Below are 22,562 nucleotides of genomic sequence, written 5' to 3'. Positions count from 1 at the left end.
GTCAGCCCGGGGTGAGGACGCAGAACTCGTTGCCCTCCGGGTCGACGAGCACCCGCCACGGAATGTCGGCCCCGCCCAGGTCCGCGTCGGTGGCGCCCAGCGTCCGCAGGCGCGCGGCCTCGGCGTCCAGGTCGTCCGACGGGTACGGGCGGACGTCGAGGTGGACCCGGTTCCACCCGGTCTTCGCGTCGGCGCTGCGGACGAACCGCAGGTAGGGGCCGACGCCCTGAGCGGAGCGCAGCACCGCCTGCTGGTCGGTCACCTCGTGCACGGTCCAGTCGGTGGCGCGGCCCCAGAAGTCGGCCATGGCGCGCGGGTCGGCGCAGTCGACCACCGCGGCGCCGATGAGGCCGGTGTCCGCGTACAGCGGGTTCGGCTCGCGTACGCAGAACTCGTTGCCCTCCGGGTCCGCCAGGACCGTCCACGGCACGTCGCCCTGGCCCACGTCGGCGGGGGTGGCGCCGAGAGCGGTCAGGCGCGCGACCAGCTCCGCGTGGTGCGCGGCCGAGGTGGTAGCGAGGTCGACGTGGACCCGGTTCTTCGCCGTCTTGGGCTCGGCGGAGACGACCAGGTCGACGTACAGGGTGCTGGGGTCCGGGTAGGTGAGGCCCTCGGGTTCGAGGTTGGTCACGCCGGGGCCCTCGCTGGACATCTCCCAGCCGAGCACCTTCGCCCAGAAGCCGCCGAGCGCCACCTCGTCGCGGGCCTTCATGTTGATCTGTACGAACCGGGTTGCCATGGCGGCGATGGTAGGCGGCACGCCGGGTCGCCGTGGTCCCGACAGGTGATCAGGAATCGAGAAGCACACCGTCACCGCCGCGCTCTAGCGTTGTCGTCGGGCGGTCGGCACCACGCGGACCGCGAGTCACGAGGGGGAATCGAGATGTCCGACGGGTTCAGCGCCGAGGAGCGCGCCGCGATGAAGGAGCGCGCCGCCGAGCTGCGCGCCGAGGGCAGGAAGGGCGCGAAGAAGGCCGACGACCTCCAGGCGGTGCTCGACCGGATCGCGCAGATGGCGCCGGAGGACCGCGAGCTGGCCGAGCGCGTGCACATGACGATCACCTCGGCCGCGCCGGAGCTGGCGCCGAAGACCTGGTACGGCATGCCCGCGTACGCCAACGCCGCCGGCAAGATCGTCGTGTTCTTCCAGGACGCGGGGAAGTTCAAGTACCGCTACTCGACGGTGGGCTTCCAGGAGGCGGCGAACCTCGACGACGGCGACATGTGGCCGGCGTCGTTCGCGCTGGTGCGGTGGAGCCCGGAGGTGGAGAAGAAGCTCACCGAGCTGGTGCGTACCGCCGTGTCCTGACCGTGCCGTCAGGCGGGCGGCGCGGTGCCGAGGGCGAGCGCGGCGGCGGCGCGCGCGCATCCCCAGGACAGCATCACGCCGTTGCCCGCGTGGCCGTAGTTGTGCACGACGAGCGCGTCGCCGCGCCGCTCGGCCGCCACGCGGGGTGCCGCCCGGCCGGGGCGCAACCCGACGGTGTGTTCGAGGACCTCGGCGGCGGCCAGGGCGGGTTCGATCGCGACGCACCGGGCGAGGACGTCGGCCTCCTTGGCCGGATCGGGGGTGGTGTCGTCGCTGCGTCGCTGGCCGCCGCCGAGCACCACGTGGTCGCCGTGCAGGAAGATCGACGCCCAGGCCGGCGGCGTGGCCTACCTGCTCGTACGCCGGGTGGCGCGACGCGGTTAGGCGGTCAGCGCTGCCAGGAGTCGAGGCCGCGGACCGCGGCCGCGGCGATGTCGTCGGTCAGGGCGGGGTCGTTGCTCGTCCCCTCCCAGCCCTGGTCGTGCACGACGGTGACCGCGTCGGCGACCCGGATCACGATGATCTGGCTGGTGGCCTGCCCGTCGGCGGGGCTGCCGTCGAGGCCGGTCGCCGGTCGGGTGACAGTCACCAGCAGCGCCTCGTTCCCGGTCCGGGCCATCGGCTCGGACCGGACGGTGACGGTGCCGCCCGCCTCCTTGAACGACTGGCAGGAATCCATCGCACCGCGGACCCGGCGCAGGTAGTCGGCGGCGCCGGTGCCCTCGAAGGCGAAGACGGTCTGGTGCAGCGTGCCGTAGGGGACGTTCTCCGGCGGGTCCTTCGGCTGCTTGTAGGCGCTCGTCATGGCGGCGCTCGCGGTGACCGACCGTCCGCCGCTGCGGAACTCCTGGTCGCACAACTCGGGCAGCGCGTCGGTGACCTCCATCGGCTGGGCGTCGGTCTTGCGCAGTTCCGGCGGCAGGTCGGCGAAGGCGGACGTCGGGATCGTCACGCGCCCGCCGGACGACTGCGACGCCTGCGGCGTCGCGGGGGTGGTCGCCGGGGTCGCGCCCGGGTCCGCGGCGCCGCCGTCGTTCCCGCCGCCGTCGCCGCCGCCGCAGGCGCCGGCCAGCAGCGTGGTGACGAGCAGGGGTACGCCAAGCATCCGCCACCGGCGACTCGGTGTCCTCATGTCGACCTCCGTCCCGTGCCCGTCCCGACGACGTTCCCGATGCCATGCCGCCCGAAACGGCGCGCCCGTCCCCCTGCTCCCCCAACTGCCGGGCACGCCGCCGCGTTCCGGTGCGCACGCGCCTCTTGACATCTCGTTAGGCACCTGACAATGTTGTCAGGTGCCTAACGAAATGAACGCCTACGAGCTGGACGCTCCGGGCGTCTGGGCGAAGAAGTACTTCCTCGCCAGCCGGGCCCTCATGGAGTCCGTGCTGCGCCCCTACGATCTCGGCAACACCCAGTGGTACGTGTTGTACCGGCTCAGTGAGGGCCGGCCGGTCGGCCAGCGCACCCTCACCCGCGAACTCGAGGTCGAACGGGCGACCCTCAGCGCGGTCATCGCAGCGCTCGTACGCAAAGGGCTGATCGAACAGGTGCCCGACCCGGACGACCAGCGCCAGAAACAGCTGCACATCACGCCGGCCGGCGTGAACCTGTGGAACTCGCTCCCCGATCCGATGGCGTTGATCGCGGAAGTCGCCTTCGGCGGAGTCGACCCCGCGGACATCGAGACCATGAATCGCGTCCTCAGCGGCGCGACCAGACGACTCGTCGACTACCGGAAGGAGCACGGATCATGACCGTTCTCGTGACCGGCGGAACGGGCCTCGTCGGCCCCCGCCTGCTCGGGCGACTCACCGCGGCGGGTGTCGAGTGCCGCGCCCTCGTCCGTCCCGGAAAGGCGGTACCCCAAGGCGTACAGCGCGTCGAGGGTGACGTCCTCAGCCCCGAATCCCTGCCGGCAGCCATGGAAGGCATCACCGCGATCATCCACCTGGCCGCCGTCTTCCGCACCCGCGACGACGACCAGATCTGGACCGTCAACCGGGACGGCACCCGCAACCTGATCGCCGCCGTCGAGAAGCACGCGCCCCAGGCCCGGTTCCTGCTGGCCAGCACCTCCAACGTCTACGGCGCCGACAGCACGCACCCCGGGCGTGAGGACGACCCCGTCGCGCCGACGCTCGCCTACCCCGCCAGCAAGATCGAAGCCGAGCAGCTGCTTCGGGCCAGCGGGCTCACCTGGGGCATCCTGCGGCTTCCCTTCATCTACGGAGACCGGGACGGGCACCTCGAATCGTTGCCCGAACTCGCCGCAGGCATGGGCTGGCACCCGGCACAGAGGCTGAGCGTCTGCCACCACGCCGACATCGCCACGGCGTTCGCACTGGCCCTCACGGGCGCGTTCGACAACCGCACTGTCAACATCGCCGACGAGTCGCCCCTGAGCATCCACGAGGTGTCCCAGCTCGTCGGCTACTCCTACGGCTCCTCCGCCGAACCGCTCAGTCAGCCGTGGAAGGGGCAGATGGACATCAGCCTCGCCCGCAGCCTCGGCTTCACACCGACGATCAGCACCATCTACGAAGCCGTCCGCATCGGCGCGCTCTGACGCCACCCGCGCCGCGGCTAGCCAGTGGAACGCTCATCCGCAAAGCATTGCTTGCGCAAACGGATGTTTGCGGTAGCGTGAGGGCATGCAGTCCGATCCGGACCTCGACCTCGCCTTCGCCGCGCTCGGCGACCCGGTCCGCCGCGCCCTGGTGACCCGGCTCGCCCGTGGTGAGGCCACCGTCGGCGAGCTGGGTGAGCCGTTCGACCTGACGCCGCAGGCCATCTCCCACCACGTCGGCGTCCTGCGCCGGTGCGGGCTGGTCGAGCAGCGGCGGGAGGGCACGCGGCGGCCCTGCCGGCTGCGCGTCGACCGGCTCACCCGGCTGAGTACGTGGATCGACGAGCAGCGCCGGGCCTGGCACGACCGTCTCGACGTGCTGGAGGAGCACCTCGCCGGACCGGAGGCGACCCGGTGAGGGCGCGCACCGAGCGGCACGGCGACGAGCTGATCGCCCGAAGGCACCTGCCCGCCGCGCCCGGACGGGTCTGGGCCGCCTTCACCTCACCGGCGAGCATCGCGGCGTTCTGGGGCGGTTCGCACGCCAGCGTGCCGCCGGACTCGGTGACCGTCGACCTGCGGCCGGGCGGGGAGTTCGCTCTCGACACACGCGCGCCGGACGGCCGCACCGGGCGGCTCCGGTTCGTCTACGTCAGCGTGGACCCGCCGCGCGAACTGGTCTTCGACGAGCCGGTCACCGGCCTGCGCACGACAGTCACGCTCCGGCCCGCGCACGACGGCACGGATCTCACGGTGCACCAGCGCAAGCTTCCGCCGGAGCTGCGTACCGACCAGGCGGCCGACGGGCTCGCGTCCATCCTCGACGCGCTCGCCGCACATCTGCGACACCACGACGATGGAGACGCCAGTGACCCGAACAACCCAGCGTGACCTGGTAGCCGAGTACTTCGCCGGCTTCCGGGCGAGCGACCACGAGCGCATCCTCGCCACCCTCACCGACGACGTGGAGTGGGTCATCCACGGCCACCGGACCACCCGGGGCCGGGCGGAGTTCGACGGCGAGATCGAGAACCCGGCCTTCACCGGCAGCCCGCGGCTCGACGTCGAGCGCGTGATCGAGGACGGGCCGGTCGTCGCGGTCACCGGCGAGGGCCGGGGCGTCAGCGTCGACCACGGGCCGTTCCGCTTCGCCTTCAACGACCTGTTCACGTTCCGGGACGGGCTCATCGCCCGCGTCGACTCCTACGTCGTCCCGCTGCCCGGGGCGTGAGCACCGCCCGACGCCCCGGTGAAGGCCCGGCGGTACGCCGACGGCGAGGTCCGCATCGCGGCGGCGAAGTGGTGCCGGAACGTCACAGCCGTCTCGAACCCCACCGCGGCGGCGATCTCCTCGATCGGCGCGCCTGACGTCTCCAGCAACGGAAGGCTGGCCTGGACGCGCCGGTCGATCAGCCAGCGGATCGGGGTGGTGCCGGTGGCCCGCGCGAAGTGCCGCAGGTACGTGCGGGGTGACATGTGCGCCTGCCGGGCCAGGCGGGCCACGGTGATCTCGGCGGTCAGGTTCGCCAGCGCCCACGACATGCTGGCGGCGAGCCGGTCGTCGCCGGGGTCGTCCGGGACCGGCGACTCGATGAACTGCGCCTGGCCGCCGTCGCGGTGCGGCGGCACGACCAGCCGCCGGGCGACCGCGTTGGCGATCGTCGGCCCGTGGTCGCGGCGTACCAGGTGGACGCAGAGGTCGAGACCGGCAGCGCTGCCCGCGCCGGTGAGGACGTCCCCGTCGTCCACGTACAGCACGTCCGGGTCGACGCGGACCGCCGGGTGACGCCGGACGAGCAGGTCGGCGAACCGCCAGTGGGTGGTGGCGCGGCGGCCGTCGAGCAGGCCCGCGCCGGCCAGGGCGAACGCCCCCGAGCAGATCGACACGATCCGTGCGCCACGCCGGTGGGCGGCACGCAACGCGCCGGTCAGCCGGGGTGACGGGTCGGCGTGCACGTCCGCGACGCCGGGCACGATCAGCGTGTCGGCGGCGGCGAACACGTCGAGGCCGTGGTCGGTGTGCAGCGTGGCGCCGCCGACCAGTCGCACCGCGCCGGGCGTCTCCGCGCAGACGGTCAACTCGTACCAGCCGACGTCGAACTCCGGGCGGGGCAGGCCGAAGACCTCGGTGACGATCCCGGTCTCGAACACCGACATGCCCTCGTACGCCAGCACCGACACGGTGGCACGGTTCATGGCGGGATGTTAGCGAAGGGCGGCGCTCACGCCACTGGGGCGGCCGGACGACGGTCGGCACGATGGGTGCCATGTCGAACGTCCTGCGCATCCCCGCCGCCCGCCCCGCCGACGCCGTCGCCCACTACGCGGCCCGGCTCTCCTTCCAGGCCGACGTCAGCGACGTGCACGCCGACCTGGAAGCGGGCGTGACCGGCCTGGTCCTGGTCGACTCCCGCTCCCTTCCGGCGTGGCGGCAGGGGCACATTCCCGGCGCCGTCCACCTGCCCACCTCGGAGGTCGCCGCCCGGGCCGCCGAACTGATCCCGGCGGACGCCACAGTGGTCACTTACTGCTGGGGACCGGGCTGCGACGGCGCCACCCGCGCGGCGCTGGAGTTCGCCCGGCTCGGCCGGCCGGTCAAGGAGATGATCGGCGGATACGAGTACTGGGTGCGGGAGGGCTTCCCGGTACGCACCGGGGCGGGGCTGATCCGGCGGCCCGCCGACGACCTCACCGCGCCGGCCGGGGCGTCGTGCGGCTGCTGAGTCGTGTCGGTTCCGTACAAGACACCACGTCGAGCGCGTTCCTAGCATGGCCGCATGCGTGATCTTGTGTACACCGGATTCATGTCGCTCGACGGCGTCGTGGACTCCCCTGGCGGCGGGCCGGGCGAGGAGCACCGCAGCGGCGGCTGGGTCGTCAAGGACGTCGAGTTCCTGCCGGAGGCGTTCTCGCTCAAGGGCGAGGAGCTGGCGCAGACCGGCGCGCTGATGTTCGGCCGGCGCAGCTACGAGGCGTTCGCGCCCACGTGGCGCGACTCCGAGGACCACGCCGCCTACCGGGACCTGCCGAAGTACGTGGTGTCGTCCAGCCTGCCCGACGACGCGCTGATCGACGGGTGGGGACCGCTGACGGTCCTGCGCTCGACCGCCGACGTCGCCGCGCTCAAGCAGGGCGAGGGCGGCGACATCTTCGTCCACGGCAGCGCGGAGCTGGCCCGCCGTCTCGCCGAGGCGGACCTGATCGACAGGTACCACCTGCTCGTCTTCCCGGTGCTGCTCGGCGCCGGCAAGGGCCTGTTCAGCCGGGCGGACCGGGACCGGCAGACGCTGCGTCTGCGCGACAGCGCCGCCTACCCCAACGGCGTGGTCAAACTGATCTACGACGTGACCCGCTGAGCCGGGTCCAGCGCTATCGCGCCACCGGCGCCCGCGCGCAGCTCACCGGCCGTCCGTCCGACGTACCGGCGCAGCGCGCGGGCCAGGTGCGGCTCGTCCACGTACCCGAAGGTGGAGACCGCGTCGGCGGGCGGGCCGCCGGCGGCCAGCAGCACGGCGGCGCGGCGCGCGCGCTCGATCTGCCGCACCGCGCCCCTGGTCAGCCCGGTCGCCGCGCGGAAGCGGCGTTCGAGGGTCCGTTCTGAGGCGGGCGGACGGCCGCCGCGCAGGGTCTCGGTGACGAGCGGGTCGCGGACCACCACGCCGGCGCGGACCAGCCGCTCGACCAGGGCCTCGGCGTCGTCCGGGCCGGGTGTCTCCCACCGCCCGCCGTCGAGCCGGAACGTCCGGCGGCTCACGTCGGGCAGCTCGGCGCCGCGGTCGACAAGCTCGGGCGTGGGTACGAGCCGCAGCGAGGTGCCCACCGCGAACTCGATGCCGACGAATGTGGCGCCCTCGGGCACCGGCGCGGTGCCGGTCGCGGTCTCGGGCCCCGAGACGGCCGCGTACGAGCGCCCGTCGCGCTGCCAGAACACGAGTCCCCAGCACGGCGTCGCCACCGAGGTCATCTCGTCGACCCGGTCGCTGACGCAGGTCCAGACGGTGTCGATCCAGGCCGAGTCGGACGCCCGCGTGGTGAACCGCAGCTCCACGGCAGGAGCATACGGCGATCGTCAGCGGGCGGGGGTCTCGTCCCGGGCGGGGTAGCCGAGGATCTCGGCGAGGTCACCGGCGGCGGCCGTGTACGCGGCGTAGATGTCGTCGTCGAAGTGGTTGCGCCAGTCGCCGGACGCGCCCTTGCGGTAGTGGGAGATCCGCCCCGGGGTCTCCTTCGACTTCTTCATCTTCGTGAAGCTGTAGCGGTTCAGCAGGGCCTCCAGCTCGGCCGGCGGCAGCGTGATCCCGCAGTGCCGCAGAAGCTGGTCGACCTCTTCGGCCTGCCGCTCGCCGGTCAGGTCCTCGTAGCGGAACAGCCGGAACGTCTCGTCGCTCGGCGCGACCGCCCAGGAGCGCATCTGCCCGAACTGCTTCTTGTCGCGCAGCCGGTCGATGACGTAGAGCATGCCCTCCTTCTTCGGCAGCTCCTGGAGGGCCTTGCGCGCCTGCGGGATGTCGCCCATCGGGGCGTGCGAGTTGCGCAGCGAGAAGTAGCTGGACACGACCACGTCGCGCGGGTCGCGGATCACGAAGAACGCGCGGTAGCTGCCGGCCTTGGGCACTGCCTCGAACCGCGTGTGGGAGAGGAAGATGGCCAGTCCGACACGGCCGGCCGGCACCGGCGCGGTCGCCCCGCCGGAGTAGAAGCGCGGGTCGTAGGGCAGCAGCCCGCAGTGGCGGTAGACGGCCGGGTCGCTGAACAGCGCCTTGATCCACTGGCTGCCGGTCTTGCGGACGGTGCAGTGGAAGATGTTGTCGAACTCGCTACGGGCCACCACCGGAACGGTGAGTCGCATACGGGCGTTGCGCGCTTCCATCTGCGCCCGCCGGGCCTTTACGCGCAGAGAATTCGGCGAATTGTGCTTGGCGAATTCGACGGCCCGATTAATCATTTCCCAACCTCATCCGGACCCCGCGGAGCAGGGGCAGCACGAACACCTTTCCGCACGTCACGCAGGTGAAGTCCGCAGACCTCGCCTGCTCCGCCCCGCGCCCCGACGCGCCGCTAGGAATATCCCCGACGGTCCGATTGATGTCAATCCCGGGCGGCTGAGAGAACGCTGAAAATCTACAATTTCCATAGGAATTGCGGAATAGGCACGGGCACCCGCGGCGACTCGCGCACCGGCACAATGAGCGCCGTGCTCACCGCCACCCGCGATCTGCTCACCGCCCTCGACCCGCTGCCCCACCGCGACCGGACGCGGCGCCTCGTGACGTGGGCACGCACCGCGCCCGACCGTGCGCAGGTCTGCGCCGACCTGCGCCGACACGGGCCCTACGAGCGGCATCTCGCGCTGCTCGCCGCGCTGGCGACCCGGGACACCGCGGCCGTCCTGGCCGCGACGTTCGACCCGGAGCCCTCGATCGCCGCCACCGCGCTGACCGCCGCCGTGCGCGCCGGCGTGACGCCCGCCGACCTGACCGACCGGCCGGCGCACGCGCGGCGGCGCGTCTACCGGGCACTGCGCCGCAACCCGGCGCCGGCCGTCGCCGACGCGCTGATCACCGCGGTGCGCGACCGGTTCGGCGACCACGAGGCCCTCGCGCTGCTGCCGGCCTGCGGCCCCGAGACGGTACGGGCCTGGCTGCCCGACCTGGAACACGCGCTGAACCCGGAACGGCTGATGCGGGCACACCCCGGCATCGTGCTGGCGCGCGCCGGTGAGCGGCTGGCCGCGGCCCCGCCCGAGTCGCGCGGGCGGATCTGGGCGGAGGTCGCCGGCGCGGTGCTGCGGGGTGACCCGGCACAGGCGCTGGACCTGCTCGACCGGTACGCGCCCGAGGAGTCGCTGCCCGGCCCGCTCGTCGCGTACGGGCGGCTCGCCGCACACGACGCGCACCGGGTCGTACGCCTGCTCACGCCGCCGGCCCGGGCGGCCTGGCTGGCACGGACCACGCTGCCCCGGGCGCTGCTGCGCCGCCTCGCCGCGCTGCCCACGGGCGAGCTGGTCCCGCTGGCCGCCCGGCTGCGGGAGCACGATCACGCGCTCGCCGCGTTGCTGCGCGCCGTCGCGCCGAGCCGCCGCGCCGAGCTGTACGACGGGGCGCTGGCCGACACCGACACCACGGCGCTGCTCCCCGGCGCCGCGGTGATGGAGGTGCTGCCTTCGGAGGTGCGGGCGCGCGAGGCGGCCCGGGTGCTGACCCTGCCGGCGGTACGCGAGCGGGAGGAGCAAGTGCGGTTCTGGAGCGCGTACCTGCCGTGGCCGGCGGCGTCCGCGTCGGCCAGCGCGGCGCTGCGCTCGGGCGACGCGGACGACCGGGCGGACGGCTGGCGGCTGCTGGTGGCGGCCGCGCGACGCTCCCGTGACCCGCGCACGGTGGCCCAGGTGGTGGTCCGGCTCGGCCGGCTGCGCAACGAGCAGGACCCGGTACGCGCCGCCGCGCTCACCGCGCTCGCCACGGTGGCGCCGCTGCTCACCGCCACGAACGCGGGCGGGCTGACCGGGCTCACCACCGACGTGGTCGACGCCCGGGACACCTCGGCGGCCACCACCAACGCGTTGAGCCGGCTCGCGGCCGACGCGCTCACCTACCACGTCGACGTGCCGGAACTGGCCGAGTGGGCGCTGCTCACGATCGACCTGGTGAGCAGCGACGCGAACGTGCCGATCCTGCGCCGGCTCGACACGGTGCTGCGGCGCGGCCAGGAGACTGTGGTGTTCGACCGGCTGCGCGGCCGGCTCGAGGCCGGCATGGCACGCGCCCGGTACGGGCTGCTGTTCGCGCTCACCCACACGCTCGGCCGGCGGGCCTGGCACCTGCCGGAGCTGCAGGACCTGCTGCGCCGGGCGATCGGGCCGGACACGCTGCCCGCGGTGGCCCGCACGGCGGTCGGGCTCTGGCTCGCCGATCCACGTACCCGCTCGCGGCGCGTCGCCGAGGTCCTCGACGTCGACGCCTCAGCGGTCGCGATCCACGAGGTGTGGACGACGATCTGCGCGTCCCGCACCGACCTGCTGGACCGGGTGCTGGACCGGCCGCCGCGCGGCCGGTTCGTGGAGAAGGGAAAGCGGTGGGTGCCCGGCCCGGCGCCGCACGCCCAGCGGTGGCTCCCTCGCCAGCAGGAACGCTTCGTGGCGCTGCAGGCCCGCGTCATCGCCGACTCCGGTCACCGGGTGTGGCAGCGGGCGGCCGCGATCCAGGCCGCCGCCGGAGCCGGCCCGGCCGGGCGCGAACTGGTGCTGCGCCACCTCGACGCGCCTGCGGTGCCGGTCGCCGAGGCGGCGCTCGGCGCGCTGGTCCGGACCGACCGGCCGGACGAGGCGTTCCCGGTGCTGCTCCGGTACGCCGACGGCGACCGGGCGCGCGTCGCGCTGTACGCCGCCGGGCGGGCCGCCCGGCACGTCCCGCCGGCCCGGCTCGCCGAACCGCTGGGCGGGGTACTGACCGGCGCCGCGAAGGTCACCAGCCGCAAGGAGGCCGCCCGGCTCCTGGCCCGCTACGCGCCGGTGGACGTGCTGGCGACGCTCGCCGAGACGTACGCCGACCCGGGGACGCACCGCGACGTGCGCGCCGCGATCGTCTCCGCCGCCCGGCAGCGGCTCGGGCCCGGGGCGAGCTGGACCGTGCTGCGCACGGCGGTGCACGCCAGCCGTGAGGAACGGCGGGCGGTGCTCGGCGCGTACCCGTCCGGGATCTCGGAACGCCACCGCCGCGCCTACGCCGCGCTGATCGTGACGGCGTGCCGGGCCGACGACCGGGAGGTCCGGCGCGCCGCGTTCGCCGCGCTCGGGGAATGGTGGCCGTGGCTGACCGGCGTCACCGATCTGATCGTGGACCGGCTCACCGACCCGGACGAGACGACGCCGAGCATCGGGGTGGCGAACCTGCTGCGAGCCGGCGGTGACGAGGTGTTCCGGGCCGCGCTGGAGCGGCTGGTGGAGCGGGACGCGGCCGACGACGACCCGGGCGGACCAGCCGCCGACCGGCCCGCCCGGCGGCGCGTCGACCTGCTCGCGGCCGGCGCGGCACTGTGGTCCGCCGGCCGGCCCGCCGACGCCGACCGGGCCGGGCTGGTCGCGGCCGCGCGGTGGCTCGCCGGTCAGGACGGCTTCCTGGGTACGGCCACCCGGCTGCTCGTCGACCTCGGCCGGCTGGACAACCTGGACGAGGTCGCCGCGCTCTGCGCGGACCGGCCGGTGATCGCGGCCCGCACCGCCGAACACGTCGGCCACCGGCTGCGCGACATCCGGCAGCGGCCCGACCCGGCGGTCCTCGCCGGCACGGTGGCCCACCTCGGCGGGCGCGGCGACCTCGCCGGCGGGCTGTTCGCGGTGGCGCTCGTCGCACACGGGTCGGTCTTCGGCTGGAAGACACCGTGGCGGGACCTGCTCATCGGGCTGCGCCGTCACCCGGACGCGGACGTGCGGGAAGCCGCGTACACGCTCGACATGAGCTGACGCCTACCCGGCGTCGACGGCGGCCAGCACCGTCATCGCCTCGCGTTCGCGGACGGCCAGGTCGGCCAGGACCGCCGACGCGCGGGTCAGGTGGGCCGCGTCGCCGGTCCGCCCGGCGGTGGCGATGTGGTCCGCGACGGCGGTCCACAGCGGCGCGATGTCGGCGTACATCAGCTGCGCCCGGCGCAGCCGCGCGTCGCCGGTGACGGTGGCGGCCTCGGCGAGGAAGTCCCGGTACATGGCGCGGAACAGCGCGCCGCCGGTGCCGCCGCGTTCCATGAGCGTCGCGGCGAGCGGCAGGTCGCGTGCCGGGTCGGCGGCGCGGTCCAGCCAGCGGGTCACCCGGGCGGCGGCGGTGGCGATCCCCCGGTGGCCGAGGTTGGCGATCGGCGGGTCGAGGAACGCCCCGGCGTTGGCGCGTACCGCCGCGCGGACGGCGGCGGCCAGGTCCGGCGGGCCGCCGGGCGCGGTGAGCGTGTACGACAGGTGGCGCGCGGTCATCGGCCCCCGCGCGGCGCGCGCCCGGGCGAGGCTGTCCAGCGTGGTGGTCACCGCGCCACCCTGCTGGGCGGTGTCGACCAGGTGGGCGTGGGTGTCGTCGTAGCCGTACATGGCGACGGTGTGCCCGCCGAAGTGGACCCGGGTGGTGAAGTAGTCGAGGTGGTACGAGTCCAGTTGCAGGCCGACCGGCTGCCCGGCGTCCAGCGCCTCGGTGACGTCGCGCCACGCCCTGGCCGCCGACGTCGTCTCCCGTACGCGCAGGTCCAGGCCGAGGCGGTCGGCGGCGGCCCGGGTCACGCACAGCGGCTTGGTACGCCCGCCGAGGAACGGCACGTCCATGCTCCTGGCGTCCCAGTAGACGAAGCCGAGCCCTTCGCCGAGGCCGAACAGCATGGGCTCGGACAGGTCCAGACCGGCGTGCCGGGTCAGCACGCCGAGCGTGGTGGTCTCGCAGTGCAGTCCGGGGCGAGGCGTCACGCCGTCGAGGATCACGCGGGCTCCTGTTCCGTCGGCACGCCGACGGCGTTCGGGTCGGGCCCGGCGGGCGGGGACAGCAGCGGGCGCAGCGGCCCGTCGCCGGGGGTGCGGGGCATCCGGCGGGCCACCCCGGCGAGCAGGTCGGCGGCCTGAACGCGCGGGTCGTCGCGCGAGTCGGTCATCACCAGCCCGGCCAGCGGTGACGGGTGGGCCGGGTCGCCGGCGGCCAGCGCCGCCTGGAGGCGGCGCAGCCGGTCCTCGGTGAGCGCGCTCTGTTCGTCGTGGATCACCAGCACCCGCCGCCGGCCAGCGCTCCAGTGCAGGACGGTCTCGGCCAGCGCCGGCAGCAACGGTTCCAGCGGCGGCGGGATCGTCCGGTCGCCCGCGTACAACCGGGCCTGCACGGCTGCCACCCGGGCCGGGTCGAGCGCGTCGAGAACCGCGCCGGCCCGTGCGTCGCCGACGTGGCGCCGCAACGCGTCCCGCGCGGCGAAGAACCGTGCCACGCTCCGGTCGTCCGCCCGGTCCCGCCGCTTGGTGCGCAGCATCTCGACCACGGCGGCGAGGAAGACCGCCCAGTCGGGCCCGGCCGCCCGCCCGGCCCGGTGCAGCGCCGTCGCGGCCGGACGCCGGTCACCGGCGAGGCGGGTGCCCGCCGCGTACGACGGTTGCGCCAGCAGCAGGTCGACGACCCGGGTCGCGAGGAAGAACTCCTTGTCGACCAGGTGCACGTGCGCCCGGCCGCGCAGCGCCGACAGGAACCACTCCACCGCCTCGGCGGCTTCGCGGCGGCGCAGGAACTGCCGGGACTTGACCTCGTCGGGCGAGAACCGGAACCCGGACCGCAGCGTACGGATCAGATCGGCGGCCTCGTCGCGGCTCAGGTCGACACTCGCGTGGACGATCACCGGGGTGGCCGGGTCGAGCAGGTTGGTGCCGGAGAAGCCGGACTCGTCACAGGCGATCTCCAGCACCGCGCCGGTCAGCGCCGCGCCGGGTGGCAGCCCGCCCTGCAGCGGCAGCCTCGCACCCGTCGATCCGGCCATGCCGACATGCTCGCCGACCGGGCGCGCCGGGGCCAGCCGATTCGGCCACACCGGGACAGGAGCAGCGCGGTCGGCGGCGTCGAGCGCCTCCCCGAACGTCTCCCGATCCACGGCGGGACCGTACGCCGGCCCACCGACAAGCTGTCAGCGGCCGTGTCAGCGCCGTGTCAGGGCGGTGGCGGCACGGCCGCCCATGGTGGTCGCATGACGAGTTCAGCGATAGCGGTCTCCGGACTGCGCAAGGCGTACAAGGACCGGGTGGTGCTCGACGGCATCGACCTGGACGTTCCCGCCGGGACGATCTTCTGCCTGCTCGGGCCGAACGGGGCCGGCAAGACGACAGCCATCAACATCCTGACCACGCTGATCCGCGCCGACGCCGGGTCGGTGCGGGTCGCCGGGCACGACGTGGTCACCGAGGCCAGGGCGGTCCGCGCGGCGATCGGCGTGACCGGGCAGTTCGCGGCGGTGGACGAACTGCTCACCGGGCGGGAGAACCTGCAACTGATGGTCGACCTCGGCCCGCGCAACCGGGTGACCGGCAAGCGGGTCATCGCCGAGCTGCTGGAACGGTTCGACCTGGTCGAGGCCGCCGACAAGCTGGTGTCGACGTACTCCGGGGGCATGCGCCGCAAGCTGGACCTGGCGATGACGCTCGTCGGCGAGCCGCGGATCATCTTCCTGGACGAGCCGACCACCGGGCTGGACCCGCGCAGCCGCCGCACCATGTGGGCGATCATCAGGGAGCTGGTGGCCGGTGGCGTGACAGTCTTCCTCACCACCCAGTACCTCGACGAGGCCGACCGCCTCGCCGACCGGATCGCGGTGCTCGACCAGGGCCGGCTGGTCGCCCAGGGCACGCCGGAGGAGCTGAAGCGCCGGATCCCCGGTACGCACGTGCGGTTGCGGTTCGGCAGCGTCGCCGAACTCGACGCGGCCGCGCGGGTGCTGCCCGACGCCGTACGCGACGAGGAGGCGCTGGCCCTGCGGGTGCCCGGCGACGGCGGAACCGCGTCGCTGCGCGCCCTGCTCGACCGGCTCGACGCGAACGCGATCAGCGCCGACGACCTGTCCGTGCAGACCCCCGACCTCGACGACGTCTTCCTGGCCCTGACGGGCCGTACCCCGGAGGTGGCCGCCAAATGAGCCAGAACCACTCGGTCGTCATGCTGCGCCGCAACCTGACGCACCTGCGCCGCAACCCGACCTCGGTGTTCAACGCGGTGCTGATGCCGATCATCGTGATGCTGATGTTCGTGTACATGCTCGGCGACGCGTTCTCCGTCGGCGTCGACTACGTCGACTACGCGACGCCGGGCCTGATGCTGCTCGCGGTCTGCTACGGCCTCGGCGGCACCGCGACGTCGGTCAGCTCCGACATGACGAAGGGCATCATCAACCGGTTCAAAGTCATGCACGTCTCCCGGGGCGCAGTGCTGACCGGGCACGTCGTCGCCACCGTGCTGACGAACGTCCTCGCGGTGGCGGCCCTGGTCGGGGTGGCGTTCCTGCTCGGCTTCCGCCCGGCCGCCGAGCCCCTGCACTGGCTCGGCGTGGCCGGCGTGGTGGTGCTGCTCAGCGTCGCGGTCAGCTGGTTCACCGTCGCGCTGGGCCTGTTCGCCAAGTCGCCGGAGTCGGCGGGCATGGCCGCCGTGCCGCTGGTCCTGCTGCCGTTCTTCAGCAGCGCGATCGTGCCCGCCGACAAGATGGGGCCGGGACTGCGGCAGTTCGCCGAGTACCAGCCGTTCACGCCGATCATCGAGACGCTGCGTGGCCTGCTCGACGGCGCGCCGTCGGCCGGCGACGTGATCCCCGCGCTCGCCTGGTGCGCGGGCATCGCGGTGGTCGGCTACCTGTGGGCGCGGTCCACGTTCACGAAGCGAGCGTGACCTCGACCAGCCGCTCCCAGCCGGCCTCCCGGCCCTGGGCGACCGCCTCGGCGTACCCCGCGTCGCCGAGGCGGTCGCGGGCCGCCGCCTCGATGCGGGGCACGTCGGGGTGGGTGCGGTCGGGCTGCCCGCGTACCGCGGTGGCGGCGCCGAGCAGCCGCGCCGCCTGGTCCGGCCGGTCCAGCCGCACCGCCAGGTCCGCGACGCCCACGAGCACCTGCGCGGTCAGCGGCGCGTAGCCACCCTCGCGCGCCGCCCGGCACGCCGCCGCCCGATGGGTACGCGACAGCTCGACGTCCTCGGCCAGGTAGCCCAGCAGATCCTGGGTGCCCGCCCGGACACTGGCCAGGTCCGCCTCGTCGCCGAGCAGCGCCGACACGGACCGCAACTGCGCGTACGCCTCGTCCGCGTCGCCGTCGTGGCGGGCCAGGTACGCCCGGACCAGCGCCAGTTCGGCCAGCGCGCCCGGCCAGGCGACCCCGGCGGCGAGCCGGTGCGCCTCGGCCAGCGCGTCGGTGCTCGCCGCCTCGTCGCCGCCGAGCCGGTACAGCCAGGACAGCCGCGCCCGCATCCGGATCACGTCCTCGACGGCGCCGACCTCGGTTACCGCCGTGACCGCCTGCTCGTAGTAGTCGCAGGCGGCGGCGACGTCACCGCGCACGGCGATCAGCTCGGCCAGCTCGCTGAGCGCGAACGAGATCCCGAAGCGTTCGCCCACCGCCCGGAACTCGGCGAGCGCCTGCCGCAGGCACGCCTCCGCCTGTGCCGCCTCGATACCGAGAATGACCCGCAGCTTGCCCAGGTGCAGCCGGGCCAGCGCGCGTACCCACGGGTCCTCGTGGTCGAGCAGCGACTCCCAGGCGGGCAGCAGCGCGTCCGGCTCCCGCAGCATCCGCTCCATCGGCACGACCAGGGCCAGCTCCGGGTGGCCGCCGCGGCCCTCCCCGCTCAACCGGTACGCCTTGTGGATCCACTCGGCCGCGTGCTGCGCGTCGCCCGGCCCGGAACTGAGGAACAGCACCACCAGCGCGTACACCACGGCGCGGGTGTCGTCGGGCACCTCGCCCGGCGTCGCGGTGGCCGCGACGACCAGCTCCATGCCCTCGGTGCGGTGGCCGCCCAGCCACCAATACCAGCCGGCGCCGGCCGCCAGCCGCATCGCCTCGCGCCCCTCACCCGCGGCGAGCGCGCCACGCATCGCGGCGGTGATGTTGTCGTGCTCGGCTTCCAGCCGCGCGAGCCAGGTGAGCTGGTCGGCGCGACGCAGCCGCGGCTCGGCCGTTTCGGCCAGCTCGGTGAAGTACGCCAGGTGCGCACGGCGCGCCGCGTCGGCCTCCCCCGCCTCGGCGAGCCGCTGCGCGGCGTACTCCTTGATCGTGCCGAGCATCCGGTAGCGCGGCCCGGCGTCCCCGGCGGCTACCAGCAGCGACTTCTCGGTCAACGCGGCGAGCAGGTCGAGCACGTCACCCGGCTCGACGGCGCCCCCGGCGCAGGCCCGCTCGGCCGCCTCCAGGCTCGCCCCGCCGGAGAAGACCGACAGGCGGCGCAGGACCGCGCGTTCGGCGTCGGTGAGCAGTTCCCAGCTCCAGTCGACCATCGCGCGCAGTGTCCGCTGCCGGGGCTGCGCGGTCCGGCTGCCGCCGGTGAGCAGGAGGAACCGGTCGTCGAGCCGGGTGGCGAACTGGTCGACGGACATGGTGCGCAGCCGCGCCGCGGCCAGCTCGATGGCCAGCGGCACGCCGTCGAGCGCGCGGCAGACACGCGCCATCGTCGCCGCGGTGCGGGCGTCGAACACCAGGTCGCGGCGTACCGCGCCGGCCCGGTCCCGCAGCAGGCGCACGGCGGGCGAGGACGCGATCTCGGCGGGCCCGGCGTCGGGGTCCGGCAGGCCCAGCGGCGCGACCGGCCACAGCGCCTCCCCGGTGATGCCGAGCGGTTCCCGGCTCGTGGCCAGGATCCGCAGCCGCCGGCACTCGCCGAGCAGCCGGTGGGCCAGCGCCGCCGCCTGCTCGACGACGTGCTCGCAGTTGTCCAGGATCAGCAGCATGTCCCGGTCCCGGATCGCCGCGACCAGCCGGTCCACCGGTTCCGTGCCCGGTTGCTCGCCCAGCAGCGCGTCGCGCAGGCCGAGCCCGGTCAGCGTCGCCTGCACCACGTCGCCGTCGGCGCCGATGCTGGCGAACTCCACGAGCCACACGCCGTCCGGCAGGTCGCCGGTCATCCGGCGCCCGGTCTCGGTGGCCAGCCTGGTCTTTCCCGAGCCGCCCGGGCCGGTCAGGGTGGTGAGCCGGTGTTCGGTCACCAGGGCCCCGACCGCGGCGAGATCGTCGTCGCGGCCGACGAAGCTGGTCAGCTCGGCGCGCAGGTTGGTCCGGCGCGTCCGGTCCCGGCGTCCCGTCTCGCCGCGCAGCACCGCGACGTGCAGCGCCGACAGCTCCGGTGACGGGTCGACGCCGAGCGCGTCGGCGAGCGCGTCCGCGGCGCGCCGGTAGACGAGCAGCGCCTCGCTGTCCCGGCCGCTCGCGGCGAGCGCGCGCATCAGCGCCATGGCGAGCCGCTCGCGCACCGGATGCGCGGCCACCAGGTCGGTCAGCTCCGCGATCAGGCCGGTCTCGTCGCCGAGCCCGATCTCCGCGTCGAACCGGTCCTCCGTCGCGGTCAGGCGCAGCCGTTCCAGCCGGGTGGCCGCCGCGTCGAGCGCCACGCTGCCGGTCAGGCCGACGTCCCGCAACGCGTCGCCGCGCCACAGGCCCAGCGCCTCACGCAGCAGCCGCACCCGCTGCGGCCGGTCGCCGTCGCGGGCCCGGAGCAGGAGACGTTCGAACCGTACGGCGTCGACGGCGTCGGGCTCGACGGCGAGCCGGTAGCCGTCGGGCAGCCCGTCGACGGCGCCCGCCGGCAGCGCCTTGCGCAGCCGGGAGACGAGGCGTTGCAGCGCGTTCGCGGCGTCGGCGGGCGGCTGCTCACCCCAGATCCAGTCGACGAGCGTCGCCTTCGGGACCACCTGGCCGGGGTGGAGCGCGAGGGCGGCCAGCAGCCCGCGCAGCCGCGCGCCCGGCACGTCGGCCGGGACGCCGCCGTCCGTGGTGACCTGGAACGGCCCGAGCAACCCGATCTGCACCCGCCGATCCTGCCACGCCCGGCGACCCGGTCCGGTCCGCCGCCCCCGCCGGTCAGGTGGCCAGGCGCAGGTGCCGGCGCTGTCGCAGCCGCACCGCGGCGGCCGCCACGACCAGCAGCGTGAGCGCGACAGCGAAGACCAGCCCGTGGGTGAGGCCGCGGGTGAGGTAACCGCCGTCGGTGTGGTCGACAGCGTACGTGGCGAGCTCGCGGCTGAACCAGAACGGCAACGCGCGGGTGGCGCTGCCCGCCGGGTCCATCACCATCTGGAGACCGACCACTGTCAGCAGCACCAGCGTGCCCTCCAGCTCGCGTGGCAGCACGGCGCTCAGCAGCAGTCCGAACGGCACCGACACGAACACGGTCAGCGCCATGATCAGCGCGATCGCGCCGTACCGCACGTCGCGCTGGTCGGCCAGGACGAGCAGGAAGTACGGGGTGGAGAGCAGGACGCCGACAGTCCAGAGAGCGAGCAGCCGGCCGAGCACCAGATGCCGGCTGCCGTAGCCGGAGAGCCGCAGGCGGGGTTCCATGCCCCGCGCCGCGCTGCTCGCGAACAGCGCGGCGGTGCTGAGCGCCCAGGCCAGGCCGAGACAGACGAAGCGGATCGACTGCCCGAGAAAGTCGCCGCGGCGGCTCAGGTAGAAGGCCAGCGGCATCAGCAGCAGGATGACCAGCACGGTACGGCGGCGCAGCAGCTCGCGCAGGGCGGCCTCGGCCACCACGAGGGTCCGGCTCACGCGTAACGCTCCCCGGAAAGATCAAGCACGACGTCGACGCGGTCGAGCTGGTTGAGCAGGTGGGTGACGACCACGACGGCCTTGCCGGCGTCGCGCCACCGCCACACCTCGTGCCAGAAGTCGAGGTAGGTGCCCCTGTCGAACCCCTGGTAGGGCTCGTCGAGCAGCAGCACGTCCGGCTCGCCGAGCCGGGCCAGCACCAGGTTGAGCTTCTGCCGCGTGCCGCCGGAGAGGTGCCGGGCCTGGGTGCGCCGCGGCGGTGTCCACTCCAGCCCGGCCGCCTCCGCGCGCCCGGCCCGCCGCGCCGCCGTCCGGCCCAGCCCTCGGCCGGCGCCGATCAGCACGAAGTGCTCGTCCGGGCTGAGGAACTCGGCGGTGCCGCCGTCCTGCGGGCAGTAGCCGAGCGTGCCGTGGACCTCGACGGTGCCGGCGTCCGGGCTGAGCAGGCCGGCGCAGATCCGCAGGAAAGTGCTCTTGCCGGCCCCGTTGGCGCCGACCACCGCCGCGATCTCGCCCGCCCGGACGGTGAGGTCGACCCGGTCCAGGACGGTCCGCCCACGATAACGCTTCGTGATGCCCCGGGCGGCGAGCCGTACCGGGCCGGGCTGGCGGCGCGGCGGCCGTACGTCGGGGCCGCCGAGGCTGTCGACCACCGCACGGGCGTACGCCTGTGGCGCGCCGAAGACCCGCAGCGGCGGCTCCCCGCTGTCGAGCAGATGGGTGGCCGCCTCGGCGACGACGTGACCGGTCAGATCAGGCCCCACCCCGTGCCGGCGCAGCTCGCCGGTGAGGGCGGCGAGCCAGAGGTCGTGGTTCACCGCTTCGGCTCCTCGCTCAGTATCGTGCCCACGCTCGACGCGAAGGCGCTCCAGTCGATCGCGGCCGACCGCAACGCCGCGCTGCCTTCCGGGCTGATCCGGTAGTACTTCCGCGCGGGGCCGGTGCCGCCCTCCCGCCAGTGCGCGGTGAGCAGGCCGGAGCGCTGCAACCGCAGCAGCACCGGGTAGAGGGTGCCACCCTGCACAGCGCCCAGGCCGTGGGCCCGCAGCGCCTGGGACAGCTCGTAGCCGTAGGACTCGCCCCGGCTCAGCAGCGCGAGCACGCAGAGGTCGAGCACCCCGCGCAGCCACTGCGCCCGTCGTTCCTGGTTCATCCCGCTCCTGACGCGACGTCTACACCGGACGACGGTAGCGTCGCCACCTAGGTAGCGCAACCACTTAGTGCGGGCATCCCCGGGCAGCGGATCCTGACAAGTTGCGCGCTCACGCGGTCACCGGCGGCGCTGCCGGTCAGCGGAAGGCCGCGTGACCGGTGAGCGTCTGCCCGATGATCAGCTGGTGCACCTCGGAGGTGCCCTCGTAGGTGAGCACCGACTCCAGGTTGTTCGCGTGCCGCAGCACCGGGTAGTCGAGCGTGATGCCGGCCGCGCCGAGGATCGTCCGGCACTCCCGGGCGATGGCGATGGCCTCCCGCACGCTGTTGAGCTTGCCCAGGCTGATCTGCCGGTGGTCCAGCGTGCCGGCGTCCTTCAGGGCGCCGATCTGCATCGCCAGCAGCATCCCCTTGCCCAGTTCCAGCGCCATGTCGGCGAGCTTGAGCTGGGTGGCCTGGTACGCGGCGAGCGGCTTGTCGAAGATCTGCCGGCTGCGGGCGTACGCGACAGTGGTCTGCAGGCAGTCGTGCGCGGCGCCGAGCGCGCCGAAGACGATGCCGAAGCGGGCCTCGTTGAGGCAGGTCAGCGGCCCGGACAGGCCGGCCGCGCCGGGCAGCATCGCGTCGGCGGGCAGCCGGACGTCGTCGAGGACCAACTCGGAGGTCACCGAGGCACGCAGGGAGAGTTTGCGGGTAATCTCCGGCGCGGTGAACCCGGGCGTGCCGGCCGGGACGACGAAGCCCCGGATGCCCTCGTCGGTGCGGGCCCACACCACTGCGACGTCGGCGACCGAGCCGTTGGTGATCCACATCTTGGTGCCGTTGAGCACCCAGTCGCCGCCGTCGCGGCGGGCCCGGGTGAGCATGCCGGCCGGGTCCGAGCCGAAGTCCGGTTCGGTCAGCCCGAAGCAGCCGATCGCCTCGCCGGCGGCCATCCGGGGCAGCCACTCGCGCTTCTGCTCCTCGGAGCCGAACCGCCAGATGGCGTACATGGCCAGCGAGCCCTGCACCGAGACCAGGGACCGCAGGCCCGAGTCGCCCGCCTCCAGCTCGAAACAGGCGAGGCCGTACGCGACGGCCGAGGTGCCGGCGCAGCCGTAGCCCTCCAGGTGCATCCCGAGCACGCCGAGCTCACCGAGTTCCCGGGCCAGTTCCCGCACCGGCAGCCGGCCCGCCTCGTACCAGCCGGCGACCTCGGGCCGGATCCGCCGGTCCACGAAGCCGCGCACGGCGGCCTGGAGTTCCCGGGTGTCGTCGTCGACGAGCGTGTCCACACCGAAGTAGTCGAGGGCGGACGCGGGGAC

Annotated in this window: 24 protein-coding genes; 11 read left to right on the top strand and 13 right to left on the bottom strand. The window is 74.1% G+C overall.

Annotated features, from left to right (window positions below; all coding sequences use genetic code 11):
- Position 1 precedes the first annotated feature (1 nt).
- Positions 2-739: a VOC family protein gene (locus tag AMK25_RS07525; RefSeq protein WP_073827403.1), complete on the bottom strand. Its 738-nt coding sequence runs from the start codon at positions 737-739 to the stop codon at positions 2-4.
- A 144-nt stretch (positions 740-883) separates the two neighbouring features.
- On the opposite strand from AMK25_RS07525, the gene AMK25_RS07520 reads away from it, so the two are divergent.
- Positions 884-1,309, top strand: coding sequence for an iron chaperone (locus tag AMK25_RS07520; protein WP_073827402.1), 426 nt, complete (start codon positions 884-886; stop codon positions 1,307-1,309).
- Between the two features lie 8 nt (positions 1,310-1,317).
- Here AMK25_RS07520 and AMK25_RS07515 read toward each other — a convergent pair whose 3' ends face one another.
- Positions 1,318-1,611, bottom strand: a complete 294-nt coding sequence (locus tag AMK25_RS07515; protein ID WP_241826276.1) for an FAD-dependent oxidoreductase — start codon at positions 1,609-1,611, stop codon at positions 1,318-1,320.
- A gap of 86 nt (positions 1,612-1,697) precedes the next feature.
- Positions 1,698-2,441, bottom strand: coding sequence for a hypothetical protein (locus AMK25_RS07510; protein ID WP_241826275.1), 744 nt, complete (start codon positions 2,439-2,441; stop codon positions 1,698-1,700).
- A 160-nt stretch (positions 2,442-2,601) separates the two neighbouring features.
- Here AMK25_RS07510 and AMK25_RS07505 point away from each other — a divergent pair, with 160 nt between their 5' ends.
- From AMK25_RS07505 to AMK25_RS07485, 5 genes are all read left to right on the top strand, one after another.
- Complete coding sequence (locus AMK25_RS07505) at positions 2,602-3,063, top strand: MarR family winged helix-turn-helix transcriptional regulator (RefSeq protein WP_198937467.1); 462 nt, start codon at positions 2,602-2,604, stop codon at positions 3,061-3,063.
- Complete coding sequence (locus AMK25_RS07500; protein WP_073827399.1) at positions 3,060-3,875, top strand: NAD-dependent epimerase/dehydratase family protein; 816 nt, start codon at positions 3,060-3,062, stop codon at positions 3,873-3,875. Before AMK25_RS07505 ends, AMK25_RS07500 begins: the two co-directional genes overlap by 4 nt.
- An 85-nt stretch (positions 3,876-3,960) precedes the next feature.
- Positions 3,961-4,293: an ArsR/SmtB family transcription factor gene (locus AMK25_RS07495; RefSeq protein WP_073827398.1), complete on the top strand. Its 333-nt coding sequence runs from the start codon at positions 3,961-3,963 to the stop codon at positions 4,291-4,293.
- Positions 4,290-4,766, top strand: a complete 477-nt coding sequence (locus AMK25_RS07490; RefSeq protein ID WP_073827397.1) for an SRPBCC family protein — start codon at positions 4,290-4,292, stop codon at positions 4,764-4,766. The genes AMK25_RS07495 and AMK25_RS07490 overlap by 4 nt, the downstream gene beginning before the upstream one ends.
- On the top strand, positions 4,744-5,106 hold the full coding sequence (locus AMK25_RS07485; RefSeq protein ID WP_073827396.1) for a nuclear transport factor 2 family protein: 363 nt from the start codon (positions 4,744-4,746) through the stop codon (positions 5,104-5,106). The genes AMK25_RS07490 and AMK25_RS07485 overlap by 23 nt, the downstream gene beginning before the upstream one ends.
- Here the strand turns inward: AMK25_RS07485 and ftrA are convergent.
- A complete protein-coding gene (gene ftrA / locus AMK25_RS07480; protein ID WP_073827395.1) occupies positions 5,079-6,071 on the bottom strand; it encodes a transcriptional regulator FtrA in 993 nt (330 codons plus the stop codon). The two genes, AMK25_RS07485 and ftrA, sit on opposite strands and share 28 nt — an antisense overlap.
- A 62-nt stretch (positions 6,072-6,133) precedes the next feature.
- Between ftrA and AMK25_RS07475 the strand changes: the two genes are divergently transcribed.
- Complete coding sequence (locus tag AMK25_RS07475; RefSeq protein WP_073827394.1) at positions 6,134-6,598, top strand: rhodanese-like domain-containing protein; 465 nt, start codon at positions 6,134-6,136, stop codon at positions 6,596-6,598.
- 54 nt (positions 6,599-6,652) lie between these two features.
- Entirely contained in the window at positions 6,653-7,231 is a 579-nt protein-coding gene (locus tag AMK25_RS07470) for a dihydrofolate reductase family protein (RefSeq protein WP_073827393.1), read from the top strand.
- Here AMK25_RS07470 and AMK25_RS07465 read toward each other — a convergent pair.
- Positions 7,213-7,923, bottom strand: a complete 711-nt coding sequence (locus AMK25_RS07465) for a helix-turn-helix domain-containing protein (RefSeq protein ID WP_073827392.1) — start codon at positions 7,921-7,923, stop codon at positions 7,213-7,215. The genes AMK25_RS07470 and AMK25_RS07465 overlap by 19 nt on opposite strands.
- A gap of 21 nt (positions 7,924-7,944) precedes the next feature.
- Complete coding sequence (locus tag AMK25_RS07460; RefSeq protein ID WP_073827391.1) at positions 7,945-8,820, bottom strand: sulfotransferase domain-containing protein; 876 nt, start codon at positions 8,818-8,820, stop codon at positions 7,945-7,947.
- Positions 8,821-9,060: 240 nt separating this feature from the next.
- On the opposite strand from AMK25_RS07460, the gene AMK25_RS07455 reads away from it, so the two are divergent.
- Positions 9,061-12,333 (top strand): hypothetical protein, encoded by a 3,273-nt coding sequence (locus AMK25_RS07455; RefSeq protein WP_073827390.1) that lies wholly within the window; start codon positions 9,061-9,063, stop codon positions 12,331-12,333.
- 3 nt (positions 12,334-12,336) lie between these two features.
- On the opposite strand, the gene AMK25_RS07450 is transcribed toward AMK25_RS07455, so the two are convergent.
- Positions 12,337-13,326, bottom strand: coding sequence for a BtrH N-terminal domain-containing protein (locus tag AMK25_RS07450; RefSeq protein WP_073827389.1), 990 nt, complete (start codon positions 13,324-13,326; stop codon positions 12,337-12,339).
- Positions 13,323-14,468 carry a DUF3800 domain-containing protein gene (locus AMK25_RS07445; protein WP_241826274.1) on the bottom strand — a complete coding sequence of 382 codons (1,146 nt, stop codon included), beginning with the start codon at positions 14,466-14,468 and terminating at the stop codon, positions 13,323-13,325. Before AMK25_RS07445 ends, AMK25_RS07450 begins: the two co-directional genes overlap by 4 nt.
- A gap of 93 nt (positions 14,469-14,561) precedes the next feature.
- Here AMK25_RS07445 and AMK25_RS07440 point away from each other — a divergent pair, with 93 nt between their 5' ends.
- Together AMK25_RS07440 and AMK25_RS07435 are read left to right on the top strand one after the other, a co-directional pair.
- Positions 14,562-15,503, top strand: a complete 942-nt coding sequence (locus AMK25_RS07440; RefSeq protein ID WP_073827388.1) for an ATP-binding cassette domain-containing protein — start codon at positions 14,562-14,564, stop codon at positions 15,501-15,503.
- Positions 15,500-16,246 (top strand): ABC transporter permease, encoded by a 747-nt coding sequence (locus AMK25_RS07435; protein ID WP_073827387.1) that lies wholly within the window; start codon positions 15,500-15,502, stop codon positions 16,244-16,246. Before AMK25_RS07440 ends, AMK25_RS07435 begins: the two co-directional genes overlap by 4 nt.
- Here AMK25_RS07435 and AMK25_RS07430 read toward each other — a convergent pair.
- From AMK25_RS07430 to AMK25_RS07410, 5 genes are all read right to left on the bottom strand, one after another.
- A complete protein-coding gene (locus AMK25_RS07430) occupies positions 16,230-19,367 on the bottom strand; it encodes a BTAD domain-containing putative transcriptional regulator (protein ID WP_073827386.1) in 3,138 nt (1,045 codons plus the stop codon). The two genes, AMK25_RS07435 and AMK25_RS07430, sit on opposite strands and share 17 nt — an antisense overlap.
- 52 nt (positions 19,368-19,419) lie before the next feature.
- Entirely contained in the window at positions 19,420-20,106 is a 687-nt protein-coding gene (locus tag AMK25_RS07425; RefSeq protein WP_073827385.1) for a hypothetical protein, read from the bottom strand.
- Positions 20,103-20,924, bottom strand: a complete 822-nt coding sequence (locus tag AMK25_RS07420) for an ATP-binding cassette domain-containing protein (RefSeq protein ID WP_073827384.1) — start codon at positions 20,922-20,924, stop codon at positions 20,103-20,105. Before AMK25_RS07420 ends, AMK25_RS07425 begins: the two co-directional genes overlap by 4 nt.
- Positions 20,921-21,259, bottom strand: coding sequence for a PadR family transcriptional regulator (locus AMK25_RS07415; RefSeq protein WP_073827383.1), 339 nt, complete (start codon positions 21,257-21,259; stop codon positions 20,921-20,923). The genes AMK25_RS07420 and AMK25_RS07415 overlap by 4 nt, the downstream gene beginning before the upstream one ends.
- 136 nt (positions 21,260-21,395) lie before the next feature.
- Complete coding sequence (locus AMK25_RS07410) at positions 21,396-22,532, bottom strand: acyl-CoA dehydrogenase family protein (protein ID WP_431899935.1); 1,137 nt, start codon at positions 22,530-22,532, stop codon at positions 21,396-21,398.
- Positions 22,533-22,562: the final 30 nt, after the last annotated feature.

The organism is Micromonospora sp. TSRI0369, from assembly GCF_001905625.1.
Taxonomy (GTDB): Bacteria; Actinomycetota; Actinomycetes; order Mycobacteriales; family Micromonosporaceae; genus Micromonospora; species Micromonospora echinospora_A.
This window is presented reverse-complemented; position numbering and strand designations above follow the sequence as displayed.